We start from the raw sequence: 15,673 nt of genomic DNA, 5'->3' as shown, positions 1-15,673 counted from the left end.
ATTGATAAAGCGGTCATGACGCACCATACAAGCTATAAGAAAGTAAAGCCCAAGAAGTACAACCGACCCTCTTTATCTTAGGTTTTTGCGGCTATTTTATCGCCAGTTTTTGCATCAAAACTGCTCGAATTGAACACCGGCAAAGCTTACTGTATTTGTAATTGCACGTGGTTTTTAGGGTCGCTTTGGGCTAAACTGACCTGATTCTCTAACCCCTTTTTGCGGTCGGACCGCCTGTGTTTCGACCGAACATAACTAATAACAACAGATGACTATTATGAGTAATTTTGCGAGCAGCTTTGTCAATTTTGAAATTCCAAACTGGTTTGACAGTCAGCACCTAGCGGGTATGCTCCGCGGTATCGAAAAAGAAGGGCTGCGTGTTAAACCTGATGGTTATTTGGCACAAACGCCGCATCCGACTAAGCTTGGGTCCAAACTTACCCATCCGTTTATCACCACGGATTATTCAGAAAGCCTGCTTGAGCTTATCACTGACCCCAAGACCTCGCCAAAAGAAACCTTAAATATGCTGCGCCAACTGCATTTATTGGTCTATCAAGGTATGCCTGAAGGTGAGTTGATGTGGCCACTATCCATGCCTTGTATGCTGTCATCCAATGATGAAGATATCCCACTGGCCGATTATGGCAGCTCTAATACCGGTAAGCTTAAGACGCTATATCGTAGTGGACTTGGCATCCGTTATGGTCGCCGTATGCAGACGATTGCTGGTTTACATTATAACCTATCGTTTGGCGATGATTTATTTGCCGCGTGGCAAGCGCAAACGCCAAATGCACAAGACCTGACCCTGACAGAATTTAGAAACGATAAGTATCTGGGATTGATTCGTAACTTTAAACGTCTGACCAGTTTGGTGCTGTATTTATTGGGCGCCAGTCCCAGTGTTTGCCCTTGCTTTGTGTCAGGGGTTGAGCATGACCTTGAGCTGCTCAATGATTCGACCTATTATAAGCCGACTGCGACCAGCCTGCGCATGGGCAAGCTTGGTTATACCAACAGCGTGCAAGAACATCTCGATATCCGCTATAACAATTTACCCGAGTATATCAAGGGGCTACGCCGCGCGATTCAAACCCCGCATGCAAGCTTTGAGAAACTGGGTTTAAATGATGCTGATGGCAATCCGATTCAAATCAATGATCATATTCTACAAATAGAAAATGAATACTATAGCCCTATCCGCCCAAAACAAATCGCCGAAAGTGGCGAGAGCCCAACCGAAGCGCTTGAGCGTCGCGGGATTGCTTACGTTGAGTTTCGTGCCATTGACCTTGACCCGTATAGCGATATTGGTATTCGCTTATCTAGCGCCTGCTTTTTAGAAGTGATGGCGCTATATTGCTTGCTGAGTGATTCGCCAGAGCTGCTGCCTGCAGAAGAAGAAGCCTTGGCTGTTAATCTTGAGCGCGTGGTCAATGAAGGTCGCCGTGAAAACTTACAGATTATTAATAACGGCGCTGAGCAAACCCTAGAAAGCTGGATGCTCACCCATTTAAGCCGTATGCAACCATTGGCAGCCCTGCTTGATGCACATTATGGTGGTAATGACTATCGGGCGGCGGTTGCGTTGATGCAAGGTAAAGCTGGACATTCTGAGTCCACCATCTCAGCGCAAGTTAACTCTGATAGTAAGCGTTTGGGCAGTTTATGGCAGCTTGGCTTTACTTTAGCGCAGCAGCATCGTGAGTCGTTATTACAGCAGACTTTGAGTCCAAACACCCAAGCAAAATATGAAGTACTTGCCGAAAAATCTATCTTGCAGCAAGCTGAGCTTGAAGCCGCTGAAACCGAAGATTTTATGGATTTCTTACAGCAATATCGCTAAATTTTTATAACTTTACCTTTCATCAATAAGCACTTTATAAGAGTATGCGCCCCATGCGACAGCTGACCACTTACCGTAATCTGCAAGTGTTTTTAGTGATAATGACCGTAATAGGCATGAGTTTTGCGCTGTTTTTTCTACAGCGTTATATGGGGTTTTCGCCTTGTCCGCTGTGTATTTTTCAGCGTATTGGGCTGATGGTGATGGGCGGCTTTGCGCTCATCGCGGCGGTATTTAATCCAAAATCAATGGTGACACGCTTGCTACTATGGTTGGGTAGCTTGGCAGGTATTGGCTGGGCCGCGACAGTAGCAGGGCGTCATGTTTGGCTACAGCATCTACCGGCTGACCAAGTACCGTCATGTGGCCCAGGTTTAGATTATTGGCTCGATACCCTCCCTATGCAGCAGGTATTAAAAGAAGTGTTTGCCGGTTCTGGTGAATGTGCTTCTATCGACTGGACGTTTATGGGGCTAAGCATTCCCGAGCAATCTTTGATTTTATTTAGTATTTTGATATTAACGCATGTGCTTATATTGTGGCGCATTGTTCGTCCTGCGCGTCCTGTGCGCTAGAGTACTCATAAGCCATTTTGCTTTAGCTATTTGCTTTAATGAATAATCAAATAAAACCGTCATGCTTAATCACGCTGACGGTTTTTATTTTTGCGCTTTTTTTATATCTTATTTTGCCGCTGATAAAGGCATTTATTCGCCCTTATGATTATAGAGTTTACCTAAAGAGCCTCCTTAGTCACTTTTACACTTTGATATCTTTGCAGGGTTTATTTACCCTATTGGAATAACAGATGGCTTTATAACGCTTTAATCGTATATAGAAAGCGTTGTAATGCGAGTGTTTATGGTGCTGAAACGCGCTACTATTTATCTACTCGCTTACTCTTCTCACATAAATTAACGAAGTCAAGGTCGCACACTTTAGCTATTGCCGTTAAGCTTGTTGTTCTTATCTTCTTTGATTTCTCTCAAAGCTTTAGCTCATTTATTATACTGATAGCGTCTGACCATACTATTTAAAAAACTGTTTTTGGTAATACTATGATAACTTTTTGGTCTACTTCCTTCTCTGCTATTACAGCTATCAGACGCTGTATGCGCCCATTATTGGCGTTGCCTGTCTGTTTGCTGCTGATGAGCTGTGACAGTGCGTCCTCTTCTACCAATAATAAAACGACGCAAGGTGCGCCGATTAACGCTACGCAGCAAGCTGAGGTGCCAAACGATGAGTCTCAAAAGAGCAGTGCGAACAAGGTAGCAGATAAGGCAAGTAGCGAAGAAGGCACCTCGCTTATTGCAGCGGCCAATATAAATGATAATGCTCGCCGTACGCCGATGATTTCTGCATCAAATAAAGAAAGCACGCTACAGGCAACCTTAATGGGTGATTATGGCGGCATCGTGCCATGCGAATCTTGCGCTAATATCGATATTACCCTAAACCTGTTTTCTGATGGCTCCGTACTAAAAACCAGTATCTTTAATCACGCAGAACCTGCGCGCGCGCCTTTGCTAGAATCTGGCGTCTATCGCCAAGATGACGATATGATTACGATTGTCTATGAGAGAAAAAACATCGAAACCTATCATATCAAAGACAACCTTTTGATTAGGTTGGACGCAGATAAAAATCCTGATGATGACTATAGCTTGGCGCGCAAATAAACGTGTCAATGTATAAGCACATAACGCCTACTTGCTAGGCGTTTTTTATTGGTCATCTTCTGGTGTTTACTTTACAATGAGGGCATGATTTATTGCTTGGTTGCCACGCTAATATTAGGCAGACCACTGGAATTTATCGATAAAAAATATTGTCATGGAAAATAACAGCATACAAAACAGAACCATTACTCATGATACTTAGCTTGAGTGCCTTCTAAAATTAATCGTGACGCATACGCTAACTTTTAGAAAGACTCGAAACCCTTTACCCTTCTCATTTAAGCTCGTACGGAACGTCTATGCATATTCATATTCTTGGTATTTGTGGTACTTTTATGGGCTCGCTGGCATTACTGGCACGCGCGCTCGGGCATACGGTCACGGGCTCTGATGCCAATGTTTATCCGCCGATGTCTACCCAACTTGAAAATGCAGGCGTCACGATTGCCGAAGGCTATCTGGTCGAACATTTGCAGCCAGCGCCTGATTTGGTGGTGGTTGGTAATGCCATGAAACGTGGCATGGATGTCATCGAGTATATGCTAGATAGCGGCCTGCGCTACACCTCAGGCCCACAATTTTTATCTGAGCAAGTGCTGCAATCGCGCCACGTCATCGCGGTGGCAGGTACGCATGGTAAGACCACAACGACGACCATGCTGGCATGGATACTACATTATGCAGGTATTGATGCAGGGTTCTTGATTGGCGGCGTACCATTGGTCGATACCACTGATGCGCACTTACAGCAAGTCTTTGCCCATAGCAGCTACTTGGGCGCTGAAAAAAATAATGATGACGCAGAAAAAACGGGTTACTTTGTTATCGAAGCCGATGAATACGATTCAGCGTTTTTTGATAAGCGCTCAAAGTTCGTCCATTATCGTCCGCGTACGGCGATTTTAAACAATCTTGAATTTGATCATGCCGATATTTTCGCCGACCTAAATGCCATCCAAACCCAGTTTCACCATATGGTGCGCATGATTCCAAGCACGGGCAAAATTATCATGCCAGCGGCGACTATCAGTTTAGAAGACACCTTGGCAAAAGGCGTTTGGACACCGATTTGGCGGACAGCTGTGCTGGATTCAGCGGCAGATAATACCAATACAGAAGAGCAGACGTTAAAAAATAGCAGCGACTGGCAAGCTGAGCTTATCAGCGCCGATGGTGGTCAATTCAATATTAGTTTCACGGCTGATAAAGAAGCCGCGGGAATCATCGAATGGTCAATGAGCGGCATTCATAATGTCAATAATGCCTTGGTTGCGGTCGCCGCCGCTTATAACGTTGGTGTTGATGTCAAAACCGCCTGCGCCGCATTGTCAGCCTTTGCCGGTATCAAACGCCGTATGGAGCTGATTGGCGATATAAATGACATCTTGGTGTTTGATGATTTTGCCCATCATCCGACTGCCATTACCACCACCTTAGATGGTGCAAAAAAGAAACTGGCAGACAGACGCATTTGGGCAATTATTGAGCCGCGCAGCAACACCATGAAAATGGGCGTCCATCAAGACAGCTTGGCTGAGTCCGCTGCCCTCGCCGACCATACGTTATGGTATGAGCCGACGGGACTTGAATGGGGCTTAAGAGAAGTTATCGAAAATGCCAATATGGTAAATCCAAATATGGGCAACCAACAGGTACTTTCTAGCGTCGATGCTATTATCGAGCATATCAGCACTCATGCAAAAGCGGGTGATGCTATTGTGATTATGTCAAACGGTGGCTTTGAAGGTATTCATCAGCGTCTATTAACGGCTCTGCGTAATCAATAAGACTTTGTCGAAAAACTAAACATATTAACAATGCTTAAAAGCGCGGTTCGTTAAACGAGCGGCGCTTTTTTTATGTCTGATTATCTCCAATAAAAATCCTACCTCGCTTCTATCACTTCTATCGCTTAATTTTCCCTAACTTGTCCCCCTAACTTACCTACGTTACTGCGTTCCATTAAATAAAACCTCCCTCTTAGCACGCTGTACATTAGCACTACTAACTATTAATTCTGTTAGCGACTTTACTACCTTTGTAACCTACTGTTTACCTATCTCATCTGCTTAATAGCAAATATGGCTTTTTCCTCACATAGCCCGTACACAGATAACATTTTGTCCTTACTTTTTGGTTTCAGGAATGACTACAATGAATTCATTAAAAGAAAGCAATATAAATAAGTAACACATTATAAATGGCAACATATTAGGAGAATAAAATGAGCTTTATTTGGATGATTATTGTAGGTCTGGTCGCAGGTTTATTGGCACGTGCTATCAAGCCAGGTAGCGACCCTATGGGTTGGATTATGACCATCGTTTTGGGTATCGTTGGTGCGATGCTGGGTGGTTTTGTTGCAGGCTTAATCGGTATCAATGCTGATGGCGGCTTTATCGGTCTTATCTTCTCAGTAATCGGTGCGATTATCTTACTATTTATCTATGAGATGATTATGAGTAAGCGCAACGTATAATATTATTTTAGTTTTGATGTATTTCAATTTAGATGTCAGTTTACTTATCAATTAATTCAATTGAACATTTAACAATGTTATATCGTAAAGAAATAATAAAGAAAAGGTCTTGCTATATGCAGGACCTTTTTTATGGCGCGGGTTTTATTTTTTACATTCTGTCTTAACGATTAATCATAAGTTTAGCTTATGTTATCAAACAAGGATATAAAGCGTCATGTATTGATAAGCATTACTTTTGCCCCCATTTATCTTATAATATCAGACCTATTTTATCTTTATCATTGAGGTGAGCCCTATGGCGTTACTCCCTATTTTAAGTTATCCCGATCCGCGCTTGCGCACGATTGCCAAGCCTGTCAAGGAAGTCACGGCTGAAATCAAAACCTTAATCGCCGATATGATTGAGACGATGTATGATGCCCAAGGTATTGGTTTGGCAGCAAGCCAAGTCGATCGCCATATTCAGCTTATCGTGATGGATTTATCTGAAGATAAAGACAGCCCAAGGGTATTTATTAATCCTAAAGTCACGCCATTGGTAGAAGAAAAGCAGCCATACGAAGAGGGTTGTTTGTCGGTACCTGAAGTCTATGATAAGGTTGAGCGTCCTAATAAGGTGCGTATCGAAGCCTTAGATGAGAATGGCAATAAGATTGATGAAGAAGTCGAAGGCTTACTTGCCGTTTGCATTCAACATGAAATGGACCACTTAAATGGGGTCATCTTCGTCGATTATTTATCGCGTCTTAAGCAAACTCGTGCGCGTGATAAAGTCCGTAAGGTGCTTAAAATACGCGAAAAACAGGGTGAACAAATCGCGGATAAACAGCCACAAACGACCAGCTCTTAATTTATTCATTTTTTAAGCCGTGTTTGCTGTTATTTTATTATCATTAAGAAATATCGTTAATAAAGTACGATGGTCGTTAAGCGTTATTAATAACAAGACTTACGATAATAAGCTTATGACGTTTATATTGGCTTTTACTCCCTGACGTTTTTATCCTCTGACATCTAGTGTCTTCATTAAAGGTTTCCAACCATGACCATGATCAAAATTGACCAATATTTTGACCCTGCCGGCTGGCAGAAATTCACCAAAGCTGCCGAAGGTCGCGAAACCCCGTTTTTGGTCGTCGACCTTAGCCGTATTAAAACCAAATATGCGGAAATGGTCGGTTTTTTCCCAAAGGCGAAAATTCATTATGCAATGAAGGCAAGTCCTGCGGTTGAAGTCATTAACTTGCTTGCTGAGCTTGGTTCAAACTTTGACTGTGCGTCAATCTACGAGCTTGATCGTGTGCTTGATTGCGGCGTTGAGCCATCACGTATCTCTTATGGCAACACCATTAAAAAAGCGCAGCATGTGAAGTATGCTTTTGAGAAAGGTATTGATTTATATGCGACCGACTCAGAAGCGGATTTAAAAAATATCGCTAAGCACGCGCCTGGTTCCAGAATATTTGTACGTATTTTAGTACAAGGGTCTGAAACCGCAGAATGGCCGCTATCACGCAAATTTGGTTGCCATCCAAATATGGCAATCGACCTGTTGATACAAGCACGCGATTTGGGCTTAGTGCCGTATGGCATCTCGTTCCACGTCGGTAGCCAGCAAAAAGACGTTGCTGCTTGGGATGATGCGCTTGCCAAGGTCAAATATATGTTTGACTGGATGAAAAATGAAGAAGGCATTAAGCTGCAAATGATTAATTTGGGCGGCGGCTTTCCAGCGAACTATATCAGCGAAGTCAATCCGGTAAAAGTTTATGCGGAAGAGATTACCCGTTATCTGACCGATGATTATAATGAAGATGAGATGCCTGATATTATTTTAGAACCCGGTCGTTCATTGGTTGGTGGTTCGGGTGTATTGGTCAGTGATGTGGTACTTATCTCACGTAAATCAGATACGGATTTGACGCGCTGGGTCTATACCGATGTGGGCTTATTCCAAGGCTTAATCGAGACTTTGGGTGAAGCCATTAAATACCCTGTTTATACGCCTAAAATGGAAACGTCAACAAGCGAAGGCACGGTTGTATTAGCCGGTCCAACTTGCGACTCAACCGATATCATGTATGAAGAAGCCGGTTATCAGTTGCCAGAAGAGCTTGAGATTGGCGATAAAATCTTTTGGTTAACCACAGGCGCGTATACCAACTCGTATTCGTCGGTTGAGTTCAATGGTTTCCCACCGTTAGAAGTGATTTATATTGATTAGTTTTTAAACAATCAATGTCAATAAAAAAGCGCGGTACTGTGATAAACAGTGCCGCGCTTTTTTATGTCTATTTTAATATGTCCAGCGAGGTGGCATTAGTAAGAACCAGCTACTGTACCAATAGCGAGATAGGCACACTATTGCTGCTATTTATCGCGCGGTTACTGCCATAACCTGAGCTTTGGCTTTGATTATTTTGTGAGATTTGTCCAATATTAACCCACTGTCCGCGTGGTACGATGATGGTGCTATGCAATCTTTGCCCTTGCACGCTATTATTATAACCATAGCGATTATAAGAAGGATTAGCGCGCACGAGCTGTTCTTCAACTTGGGATAATGTTACTTCAACTTGCCCATTTGGCAATAGCCTTGGGGTAACGGCAATCCCTTGCGTTGTTGGTAATAATACTTGTTGCTGAATAATAATTTGCCCCGACGGGCCATGATAAATCGGATAGGCTGGATAATTTGGATAGCTATTAGCAATATAAGTTTGATTCAGCGAATACAGGGTGCCTGTACTGATACTTGCAGCACTGCCAGACAACGTTTGTACTTGATATAAATTATTGCCTTGTTGCTGACTGCTACGTTGGTTAATTACACCTGTGCCCTGAATACCGCGATTGCTAATAATAACCTGACCTTGCTGGATATTACCTTGGGATTGACTACTATTACCGACACGTACTGCAACGGTCAACGCTTGTGGCTGACCATCAATCTGGCTTAGTAATTGTTGTATGGTTTGATAATTAGCCGCAGTGGTATGCAATACTAATTTATCTTGATAAGTCGATACCGTGCCGCCGTCGCGACTAGCATTTAACTGCTGACGAACGGCTGGTAATAACGCCTCACCGCCATAGGTATGAATGACATAGGTTTGATAAACAGCTGCTTGCACGACTATTGGCACTACGGTCAAACTTAGGGTAAATACTATCGGGCGTGCATAACTTATGGTTTTGGCCGTTTTGATATTTTTAACAGTGTTAAGTATAGCCACCGTGCGACCAAAACGCGCTATTAGATTTTCACTAAACTTATTCATAACTGACCTCTAGCAATAGTTAAACGCTATTAAAAGCCATATCAAGCAGCCATTAGGCAACAAGCAAAAAAAACCTTCATAATTCAAATATTGCTCGTTAAAGCCTAGTCATTTAATCCTAAAACATCTTGCATATTATATTGTCCAACTTCCTGCTTAATAACCCAAGTAGCCGCACGTACCGCACCAGCGGCAAAGGTCATACGTGCACGCGCACGGTGGGTAATTTCAACCACTTCACCATCAGCGATAAACATCACGGTATGATCGCCGATGATTTCACCACCACGTATCGCATGAATACCAATCGTACCGGCTTTACGCTCGCCCGTTTGTCCCTCGCGGCCATAAACGGCAACGTCCTTTAGGTTTTGCCCGCGCGCTTCTGCGACCGCTTCTGCCATCATGTAAGCGGTACCCGATGGCGCATCGATTTTATGCTTATGATGGGCTTCGATGACTTCTACATCAGCATCATTGCCAAAGGCTTTTGCTGCCATACCGAGCAATTTTAAGGACAGATTAACGCCTGTTGAATAATTACCGGCATAGACGATAGCGATTTGCTTACTTGCTTCTGTTAGCACTTGCTCTTGCTGTTCATTAAAGCCTGTGGTGCCAATCACCATCGCAACCTTATTCGCCGCGCAAATTTGCATATTTTGTTCGGTCGCATCAGGCAAGCTAAAATCAATCAGCACATCAATGTCATTAATAACGGCTTTTAAATCATCGACAATCTGCACATCTAGACGACCAATCGCTGCGACTTCGCCCGCATCGGCGCCAACGAGGCTTGAACCCTGACGTTCAATCGCCGCGTTTAGTGTTGTTTGCGGGTTTTCCTGTACCGCTTCGATAAGCATACGTCCCATACGACCACCAGCACCAATAACGCCGACGTTAATACTTTGTTTATTTTCTTGCTGACTCATATAACTACCTTAGATATTTTATTTTTGATAGATTAGTTTTTAAATTTATGAGGTTAAGTTTAACAAATATAATCTATAAATGGTTTTTTATAGCATCAACAAAAAGGCCTATTGTTTCACGTGAAACAATAGGCCTTAAAATTACGTAAACAGTCGAGCTTAGCTATCAATCAAATAAATCGCCAATCTTTTTAAAGAATGATTTTTTATGTGGTGACTGCTGATGCTTGCTATCACCATCAAGCGTATCTTGGAATTGACGTAACAAGTCTTTTTGCTCGCGCGTTAGGTTCACTGGGGTTTCGATGACCATACGGCAAATCAAATCACCTTTCATCGTCGTACGTACTGGCGTCACACCTTTACCGCGTACACGCAACAATTTACCACTTTGCGTACCTTCGGCAACCTTGATTTTCACTTTGCCATCTAGGGTTGGAATTTCAACTTCTTTACCGAGTGCCGCATCGGTGATGCTCACTGGCACGTCCATATAAAGGTCGGCGCCTTGACGGGTAAAGACATCATGCGGTTTCACGCGTACTTCGACGTATAAATCGCCGTTTTGTACACCAGCGCCACCTGCCTCGCCTTCACCTGCTAGGCGGACGCGGTCACCATCATCGACGCCCGCTGGAATAGACACTTCAAGCGTACGTGATTTGTCCTTAACGCCATTACCATGACAGTCAGAGCAAGGATTTTTAATCTGTTTACCAGAGCCGCCACACTGTGGGCACGCTTGCTGTACGGCAAAGAAGCCTTGCTGCATACGTACTTGACCTTGACCATGACAGGTCTGACAAGTGACAATATCAGAGGAATCTTTGGCGCCCTTACCATCACAAGTATCACAAGGCGCAGGAGCCGTAAAGCTGATTTCTTTTTTGCAGCCACGTACCGCTTCTTCTAGCGTCAGCTCAATGACATAACGCAGGTCTGAGCCGCGACGTGAACGTCCACCGCCGCCACGCGACTGACCAAAAATATCGCCAAAGTTGCCAAAGATATCGCCAAAGATATCTTGGAAATTGCCACCGCCGCCGCCGAAACCACCACCGCCCATGCCGTTTTCAAACGCAGCATGACCCATACGGTCATAAGCTGAGCGTTTTTCTTCGTTGCTCAGTACTTCATAAGCCATCGATGCTTCTTTGAACTTATCTTCAGCATCAGGATCTTCAGAGTTACGGTCTGGATGGTATTTCATGGCCAGCTTGCGGTAGGCTCGCTTAATTTCCTTGCTATCAGCAGTCTTACTGACACCTAATACTTCATAAAAATCGCGCTTACTCATGGGCTCTCCTATCGTCTTCACAGTCCACCGGTCGGTCGATTCATCACCCCAAGTCAATCACCCTACTTATCATTCTACCTACACTCGCACTAAAAGGTTTCACATGAAACACAGCGAAATACGTGGCGGCAAAGAGGATGATTTATGAATCTTGCAAGCGAATACGGCGGGATGCTGCTTAGCCAAATCAATTTATTAAAAGTTTGCGCTATTTATGGAGATGCCAACACGATTTATCAAGCGCTTGGATGCTGAAATTCTCACTTATGAGGTTTTAAGCCTGCTAAAAAAGGTTTTATTAAGAATTGAGCAAAGGTTTTTATACCTTTATAAAGGCCGGCCATGCTAATATTTAGCGCCATATTGATGGGATTTTAAATCCTATTTTTGAGATTTACCGCCATTCCGTTTGCGCTAAGGTAGCAATTTTTATGAAAAAGCTGATTGTTTTATTGATTGTCATTGCAGTCGCTGTCTATGGCGGCTCGCCTTACTATAGCGCCTATCAGCTGAAAAATGCCTATGATGCTAAAGATGGCGCGACTATCGCGGCGGCGATTGATTATGAACAGGTACGTCCAAGTATCCAAAATCAGCTGACCAGCCAGTTTGCGCTAACCATGACCAAATATCCATTGGTTGCGGAACTTGGCGGCGCGCCATTAACGGAAGCGGCCAATGGCTTTATTATCCAAGCAGTCGATGGCGCCATTACCCCGCAAAATATCGAAAAACTGATTAATACCCAAGGTCAGGCCAATACCGCTACCAAGGAGCTTGCCGCCGCATGGGCAATCGCCAGTAATCAAGTCGATTTAAAGAACCTAATTCAAAACTTAATCATCAATCACGGCGACGTTAATGCAGTCGTCAAAAACCAGATGCAGCAAATCATGCAAAAACAAGCGGCGGAACTGGAGCAACAAGCAGCGCAAGGTACGGATAGCGATAAGCCAACACTGAGCTATTGCGGTATTAATTGCTTTACTATTAGCGGTCAGGTTAAAGGTTATCCGCTTACTATCGAGATGCAGCGAGATGGTTTGATAAATTGGCAAATCGTTGATATCGTCTTGCCGCAATAGCTGTTGCTGCAATAGACTTATAGAATCAACTGTTAAGCGCAATAAAAACCACCGCATGAATATGTTCATGCGGTGGTTTTTTAATGTGTATTTATCATGCTATGGAATTCTTAATAATCAGAGTTCTTAATAACTACTCTACACCCAAAAACTCTAAAAACTCAGGGCTCTCAAAGCTTGCTTGATACAGCACACCATCTTCACGATAAATAGCAGGCGTTGCCATTACCGCAAGCCCTGCCGCTTTTTCACGGTTAGGAGTCACATAATCGACGTTACAACTTGCTGGTGCAGGGGTCATCTCTCCCTTTAACATTGCCTTATCAAAAGCGCTGCGACGACTATCTTCATTGCTCTGACACCAGATAGCGCGCATTTGCTTAGGTGACTGCTCATATATTGGATAACCGATGGTTTTCACCGTCACACCTTTGGCATTAAGCATGGGCAGCTGTTGATGCAAGCGGCGGCAGTATGGGCAATTGACGTCATTAGCCACATAAATAACTGCTTTTTCAGCGCCGGTCGCTGGATAATTAATCAGCTGGCTTTCATCTAGAGTCGCAAACACCGATTGATTTTTACGCTTTTCAAACTCTTGATCGAGGCCAATAAACTGACCGTTTTCAATCACGGATATCTCACCATCGGTAATATACTGCGCATCATCTGATAATAAAAAAGGCACGCCCTCCAGCGTTGCGCCCCAAATGACGCCCGGCACTGCGGTATAAAAGAACGGCGTCTTGGCACTCATGTTTTTTAGCGCATCCATATTGGCGAGGATCGCAGATTTGACGCTGGCGCTAACCGGTTTACCGACTTGTGCACTGCTGCTACGCGTTGGAATCTTAGTCACTACCCGTTTGCTTGGGTTCTTTTGCAGCTCGCCTTGAATGACATATTTGCCATCTCCGGTAATATGTAGCGGCGGCTGTCCTGCCAAATTCACCTGATACATATTGGGCAATTTAGATACTACGATAGAATTGATTTGCGTTTTGATACCAGCTTTAGTCAGCAGTTGGCGTAATTGACTATCGACAGCTTTGGTTATGCTGCCAGCCGCTTGGGCGGTCTGAGGCGCTTGGCTGGTATTTTTCTTGATAGCATCAGTGGCGCTTGGCTGCGCACAAGCGGTGGTCGTCAGCAATACGGCGCTGATTAAGCTGGCAGCTTTTAATACAGGTAATTTCACAGAGACAGTCCTATTGGTTTTTAATAATAGTTGCGTAGTAATCTAAAAAGAAGAACCGCTATATTTAATAATAAGGATTTTCAAATTCACCTTATTAATAAAGACAACCATATTATGTAAAAACATAGATTAAAAATAATAAACAGACTGTAGCACATGCGATGATTTTGCAAAGCCTTAAGCCGTCAATTTTGCAAAACTGCTACTGAGCTTTAAGAGATAGGCAACACAGACAGCTGACAGAAATAACCACGGCAAACGATAAGCAGCAAAAAGCAGCACACTTTTCAGTGGCTGCTGATTTTGGAAAAATATTTTAATAATTCATTTTAATGATTTAACAAAGCTTAAATTTAGAATTTAGCCACTTCTTCTGGCGTTAGGAAGCGACTGTCGCCTTTATCCAAACCATCTAAAGTGATATGACCAATACTGGCGCGATGCAGCTCGGTGACTCTGTTGCCAAAGTAACCCATCATACGTTTTACTTGGTGATATTTACCCTGCTCTAAGGTTAAACGCGCATGGGTTTCATCGATGAATTCAAGAATCGCAGGCTTGGTTTCTTCGTGCTCGCCTTCTAACAAGATACCTTCAGCCACTTCTTTAACAGCATTGGCTTGAGCGTCGCTATCCATTGCTTCAGCTAAGGTCAGCTCATAAATTTTGGCATGCTCATGTTTAGGGCTGGTGACACGGTGCAACCATTTGCCATCATCACTGATAAGCAACGCACCCGTGGTATCGACATCGAGGCGACCCGCAATACGTAAGCTACCAAGCTCTGGTACGGCAATCAGCTCAGTAACGATAGGATGTTCTTTAACCTTTAAGGTACATTCAAAGCCTTCAGGCTTATGCAGGAGGATATAACGATTGCCAGCCGCAACTGACAATGGCTCGCCTGCCCACATTACTTCATCATTGACGATATCGACGTGCAACCCAGGGTCCTTGACCACAGTGTCATTTACCGTCACTTCACCGGCGTGCAGAATCTTTTTTGATTCTTTACGCGACAGCTCAGTGGCTTTACTCAGAAATTTATCTAGACGCATACTATTTACTACCATCCGTTTTATGTGACCCACCCTAAATCAGAAGCCAACGTCATTAGCATTCAAGCGTGACCTGCTCGTTATCTTCACTGGTTAGAAATGGTACTATAATAAAAAATTAATGAACACTGTGCCAAATACGGACCACAGTGAAAGTCAGACCAGTTTACCATATCCAACCTAAGCCTGATGAAATATGAGCTATCAAACGCTAAAACATGCCGTCACTACTCGTTTGGAAATTAAAAAATCCGACTTTATTACTTATGCTTATCCTGTGACCTCGCGTGAGCAGGCGATGTTTCACGTGGAACAACTGCGTCAAAAATATGCCGATGCCCGCCATCACTGCTGGGCGTATATCATCGGTGACCCTAATAATACCACCAGTGCAGGCTTTGACGACGATGGCGAGCCCAATGGCACCGCAGGAAGACCGATATTAAATGTCTTACAGCATAAATCTATCGGTAACGTCATTATCATCGTGGTGCGTTACTTTGGTGGTATCAAACTCGGTGCCGGTGGTCTCACCCGTGCCTATGCCGGCTCAGCGCAAGCGGCCGTCGATGAGATGATTTTGCTGCCTTATGTGCCGATGACACAAGTACAAATATTGGCAGAATTCGCCACCGAAGCCCAGTGCCGCTATGTAGTAGAAAGTTTAAATGGCAGTATCGATGATGTGACTTATAGTAAGCAAGTGACATTGACCGTAACGCTCGCTGAGGCAGATATCGACAGTTTAAAAGAACGTCTAGCGATGGATGGGCGTGTCTTAGATAAGCCATAAGAAATGTATA

The 15,673-nt window shown here is 43.8% G+C and carries 14 protein-coding genes; 9 read left to right on the top strand and 5 right to left on the bottom strand.

Features of this window, described 5'->3' with window-relative positions; translation table 11 throughout:
• Positions 1-277: 277 nt before the first annotated feature.
• The 7 genes from gshA to B3Q63_RS11055 all read left to right on the top strand — a co-directional run bounded on the left by gshA (position 278) and on the right by B3Q63_RS11055 (position 8,240).
• Positions 278-1,852 carry a glutamate--cysteine ligase gene (gshA, locus tag B3Q63_RS11085; RefSeq protein WP_296176669.1) on the top strand — a complete coding sequence of 525 codons (1,575 nt, stop codon included), beginning with the start codon at positions 278-280 and terminating at the stop codon, positions 1,850-1,852.
• 53 nt (positions 1,853-1,905) lie between these two features.
• Positions 1,906-2,427, top strand: a complete 522-nt coding sequence (locus B3Q63_RS11080; protein WP_296176667.1) for a disulfide bond formation protein B — start codon at positions 1,906-1,908, stop codon at positions 2,425-2,427.
• Positions 2,428-2,910: 483 nt separating this feature from the next.
• On the top strand, positions 2,911-3,534 hold the full coding sequence (locus tag B3Q63_RS11075; protein WP_296176663.1) for a copper resistance protein NlpE N-terminal domain-containing protein: 624 nt from the start codon (positions 2,911-2,913) through the stop codon (positions 3,532-3,534).
• Positions 3,535-3,833: 299 nt separating this feature from the next.
• Positions 3,834-5,321, top strand: coding sequence for a UDP-N-acetylmuramate:L-alanyl-gamma-D-glutamyl-meso-diaminopimelate ligase (mpl, locus tag B3Q63_RS11070; RefSeq protein ID WP_296176660.1), 1,488 nt, complete (start codon positions 3,834-3,836; stop codon positions 5,319-5,321).
• A 437-nt stretch (positions 5,322-5,758) separates the two neighbouring features.
• Positions 5,759-6,013, top strand: coding sequence for a GlsB/YeaQ/YmgE family stress response membrane protein (locus B3Q63_RS11065; protein ID WP_201564232.1), 255 nt, complete (start codon positions 5,759-5,761; stop codon positions 6,011-6,013).
• A 298-nt stretch (positions 6,014-6,311) separates the two neighbouring features.
• A complete protein-coding gene (gene def / locus B3Q63_RS11060) occupies positions 6,312-6,866 on the top strand; it encodes a peptide deformylase (RefSeq protein ID WP_201629540.1) in 555 nt (184 codons plus the stop codon).
• 198 nt (positions 6,867-7,064) lie between these two features.
• Positions 7,065-8,240 carry a type III PLP-dependent enzyme gene (locus B3Q63_RS11055; RefSeq protein WP_201620081.1) on the top strand — a complete coding sequence of 392 codons (1,176 nt, stop codon included), beginning with the start codon at positions 7,065-7,067 and terminating at the stop codon, positions 8,238-8,240.
• Positions 8,241-8,349: 109 nt separating this feature from the next.
• On the opposite strand, the gene B3Q63_RS11050 is transcribed toward B3Q63_RS11055, so the two are convergent.
• The 3 genes from B3Q63_RS11050 to dnaJ all read right to left on the bottom strand — a co-directional run bounded on the left by B3Q63_RS11050 (position 8,350) and on the right by dnaJ (position 11,529).
• Complete coding sequence (locus B3Q63_RS11050; protein WP_296176653.1) at positions 8,350-9,297, bottom strand: hypothetical protein; 948 nt, start codon at positions 9,295-9,297, stop codon at positions 8,350-8,352.
• 104 nt (positions 9,298-9,401) lie between these two features.
• Positions 9,402-10,232: a 4-hydroxy-tetrahydrodipicolinate reductase gene (dapB, locus tag B3Q63_RS11045; protein ID WP_296176648.1), complete on the bottom strand. Its 831-nt coding sequence runs from the start codon at positions 10,230-10,232 to the stop codon at positions 9,402-9,404.
• Between the two features lie 166 nt (positions 10,233-10,398).
• Positions 10,399-11,529, bottom strand: a complete 1,131-nt coding sequence (dnaJ, locus tag B3Q63_RS11040) for a molecular chaperone DnaJ (RefSeq protein ID WP_296176647.1) — start codon at positions 11,527-11,529, stop codon at positions 10,399-10,401.
• A gap of 431 nt (positions 11,530-11,960) precedes the next feature.
• Between dnaJ and B3Q63_RS11035 the strand changes: the two genes are divergently transcribed.
• Positions 11,961-12,614, top strand: a complete 654-nt coding sequence (locus B3Q63_RS11035) for a DUF2939 domain-containing protein (protein ID WP_296176645.1) — start codon at positions 11,961-11,963, stop codon at positions 12,612-12,614.
• Between the two features lie 133 nt (positions 12,615-12,747).
• On the opposite strand, the gene B3Q63_RS11030 is transcribed toward B3Q63_RS11035, so the two are convergent.
• A complete protein-coding gene (locus B3Q63_RS11030) occupies positions 12,748-13,812 on the bottom strand; it encodes a thioredoxin fold domain-containing protein (protein WP_296176642.1) in 1,065 nt (354 codons plus the stop codon).
• A gap of 353 nt (positions 13,813-14,165) precedes the next feature.
• A complete protein-coding gene (locus tag B3Q63_RS11025; protein ID WP_201564218.1) occupies positions 14,166-14,870 on the bottom strand; it encodes a pseudouridine synthase in 705 nt (234 codons plus the stop codon).
• Between the two features lie 196 nt (positions 14,871-15,066).
• Here B3Q63_RS11025 and B3Q63_RS11020 point away from each other — a divergent pair, with 196 nt between their 5' ends.
• The gene (locus tag B3Q63_RS11020; RefSeq protein ID WP_296176634.1) at positions 15,067-15,663 is read left to right on the top strand and encodes a YigZ family protein; all 597 of its coding nucleotides are present in this window, start codon (positions 15,067-15,069) and stop codon (positions 15,661-15,663) included.
• The last annotated feature ends 10 nt before the right edge of the window (positions 15,664-15,673 follow it).

It is taken from the genome of Psychrobacter sp. UBA2769, assembly GCF_002352555.1.
In the GTDB taxonomy this organism is placed as follows: domain Bacteria; phylum Pseudomonadota; class Gammaproteobacteria; order Pseudomonadales; family Moraxellaceae; genus Psychrobacter; species Psychrobacter maritimus.
Note: the sequence above shows the minus strand (reverse complement) of the source record. Positions and strands in the feature narration are given on the sequence as shown.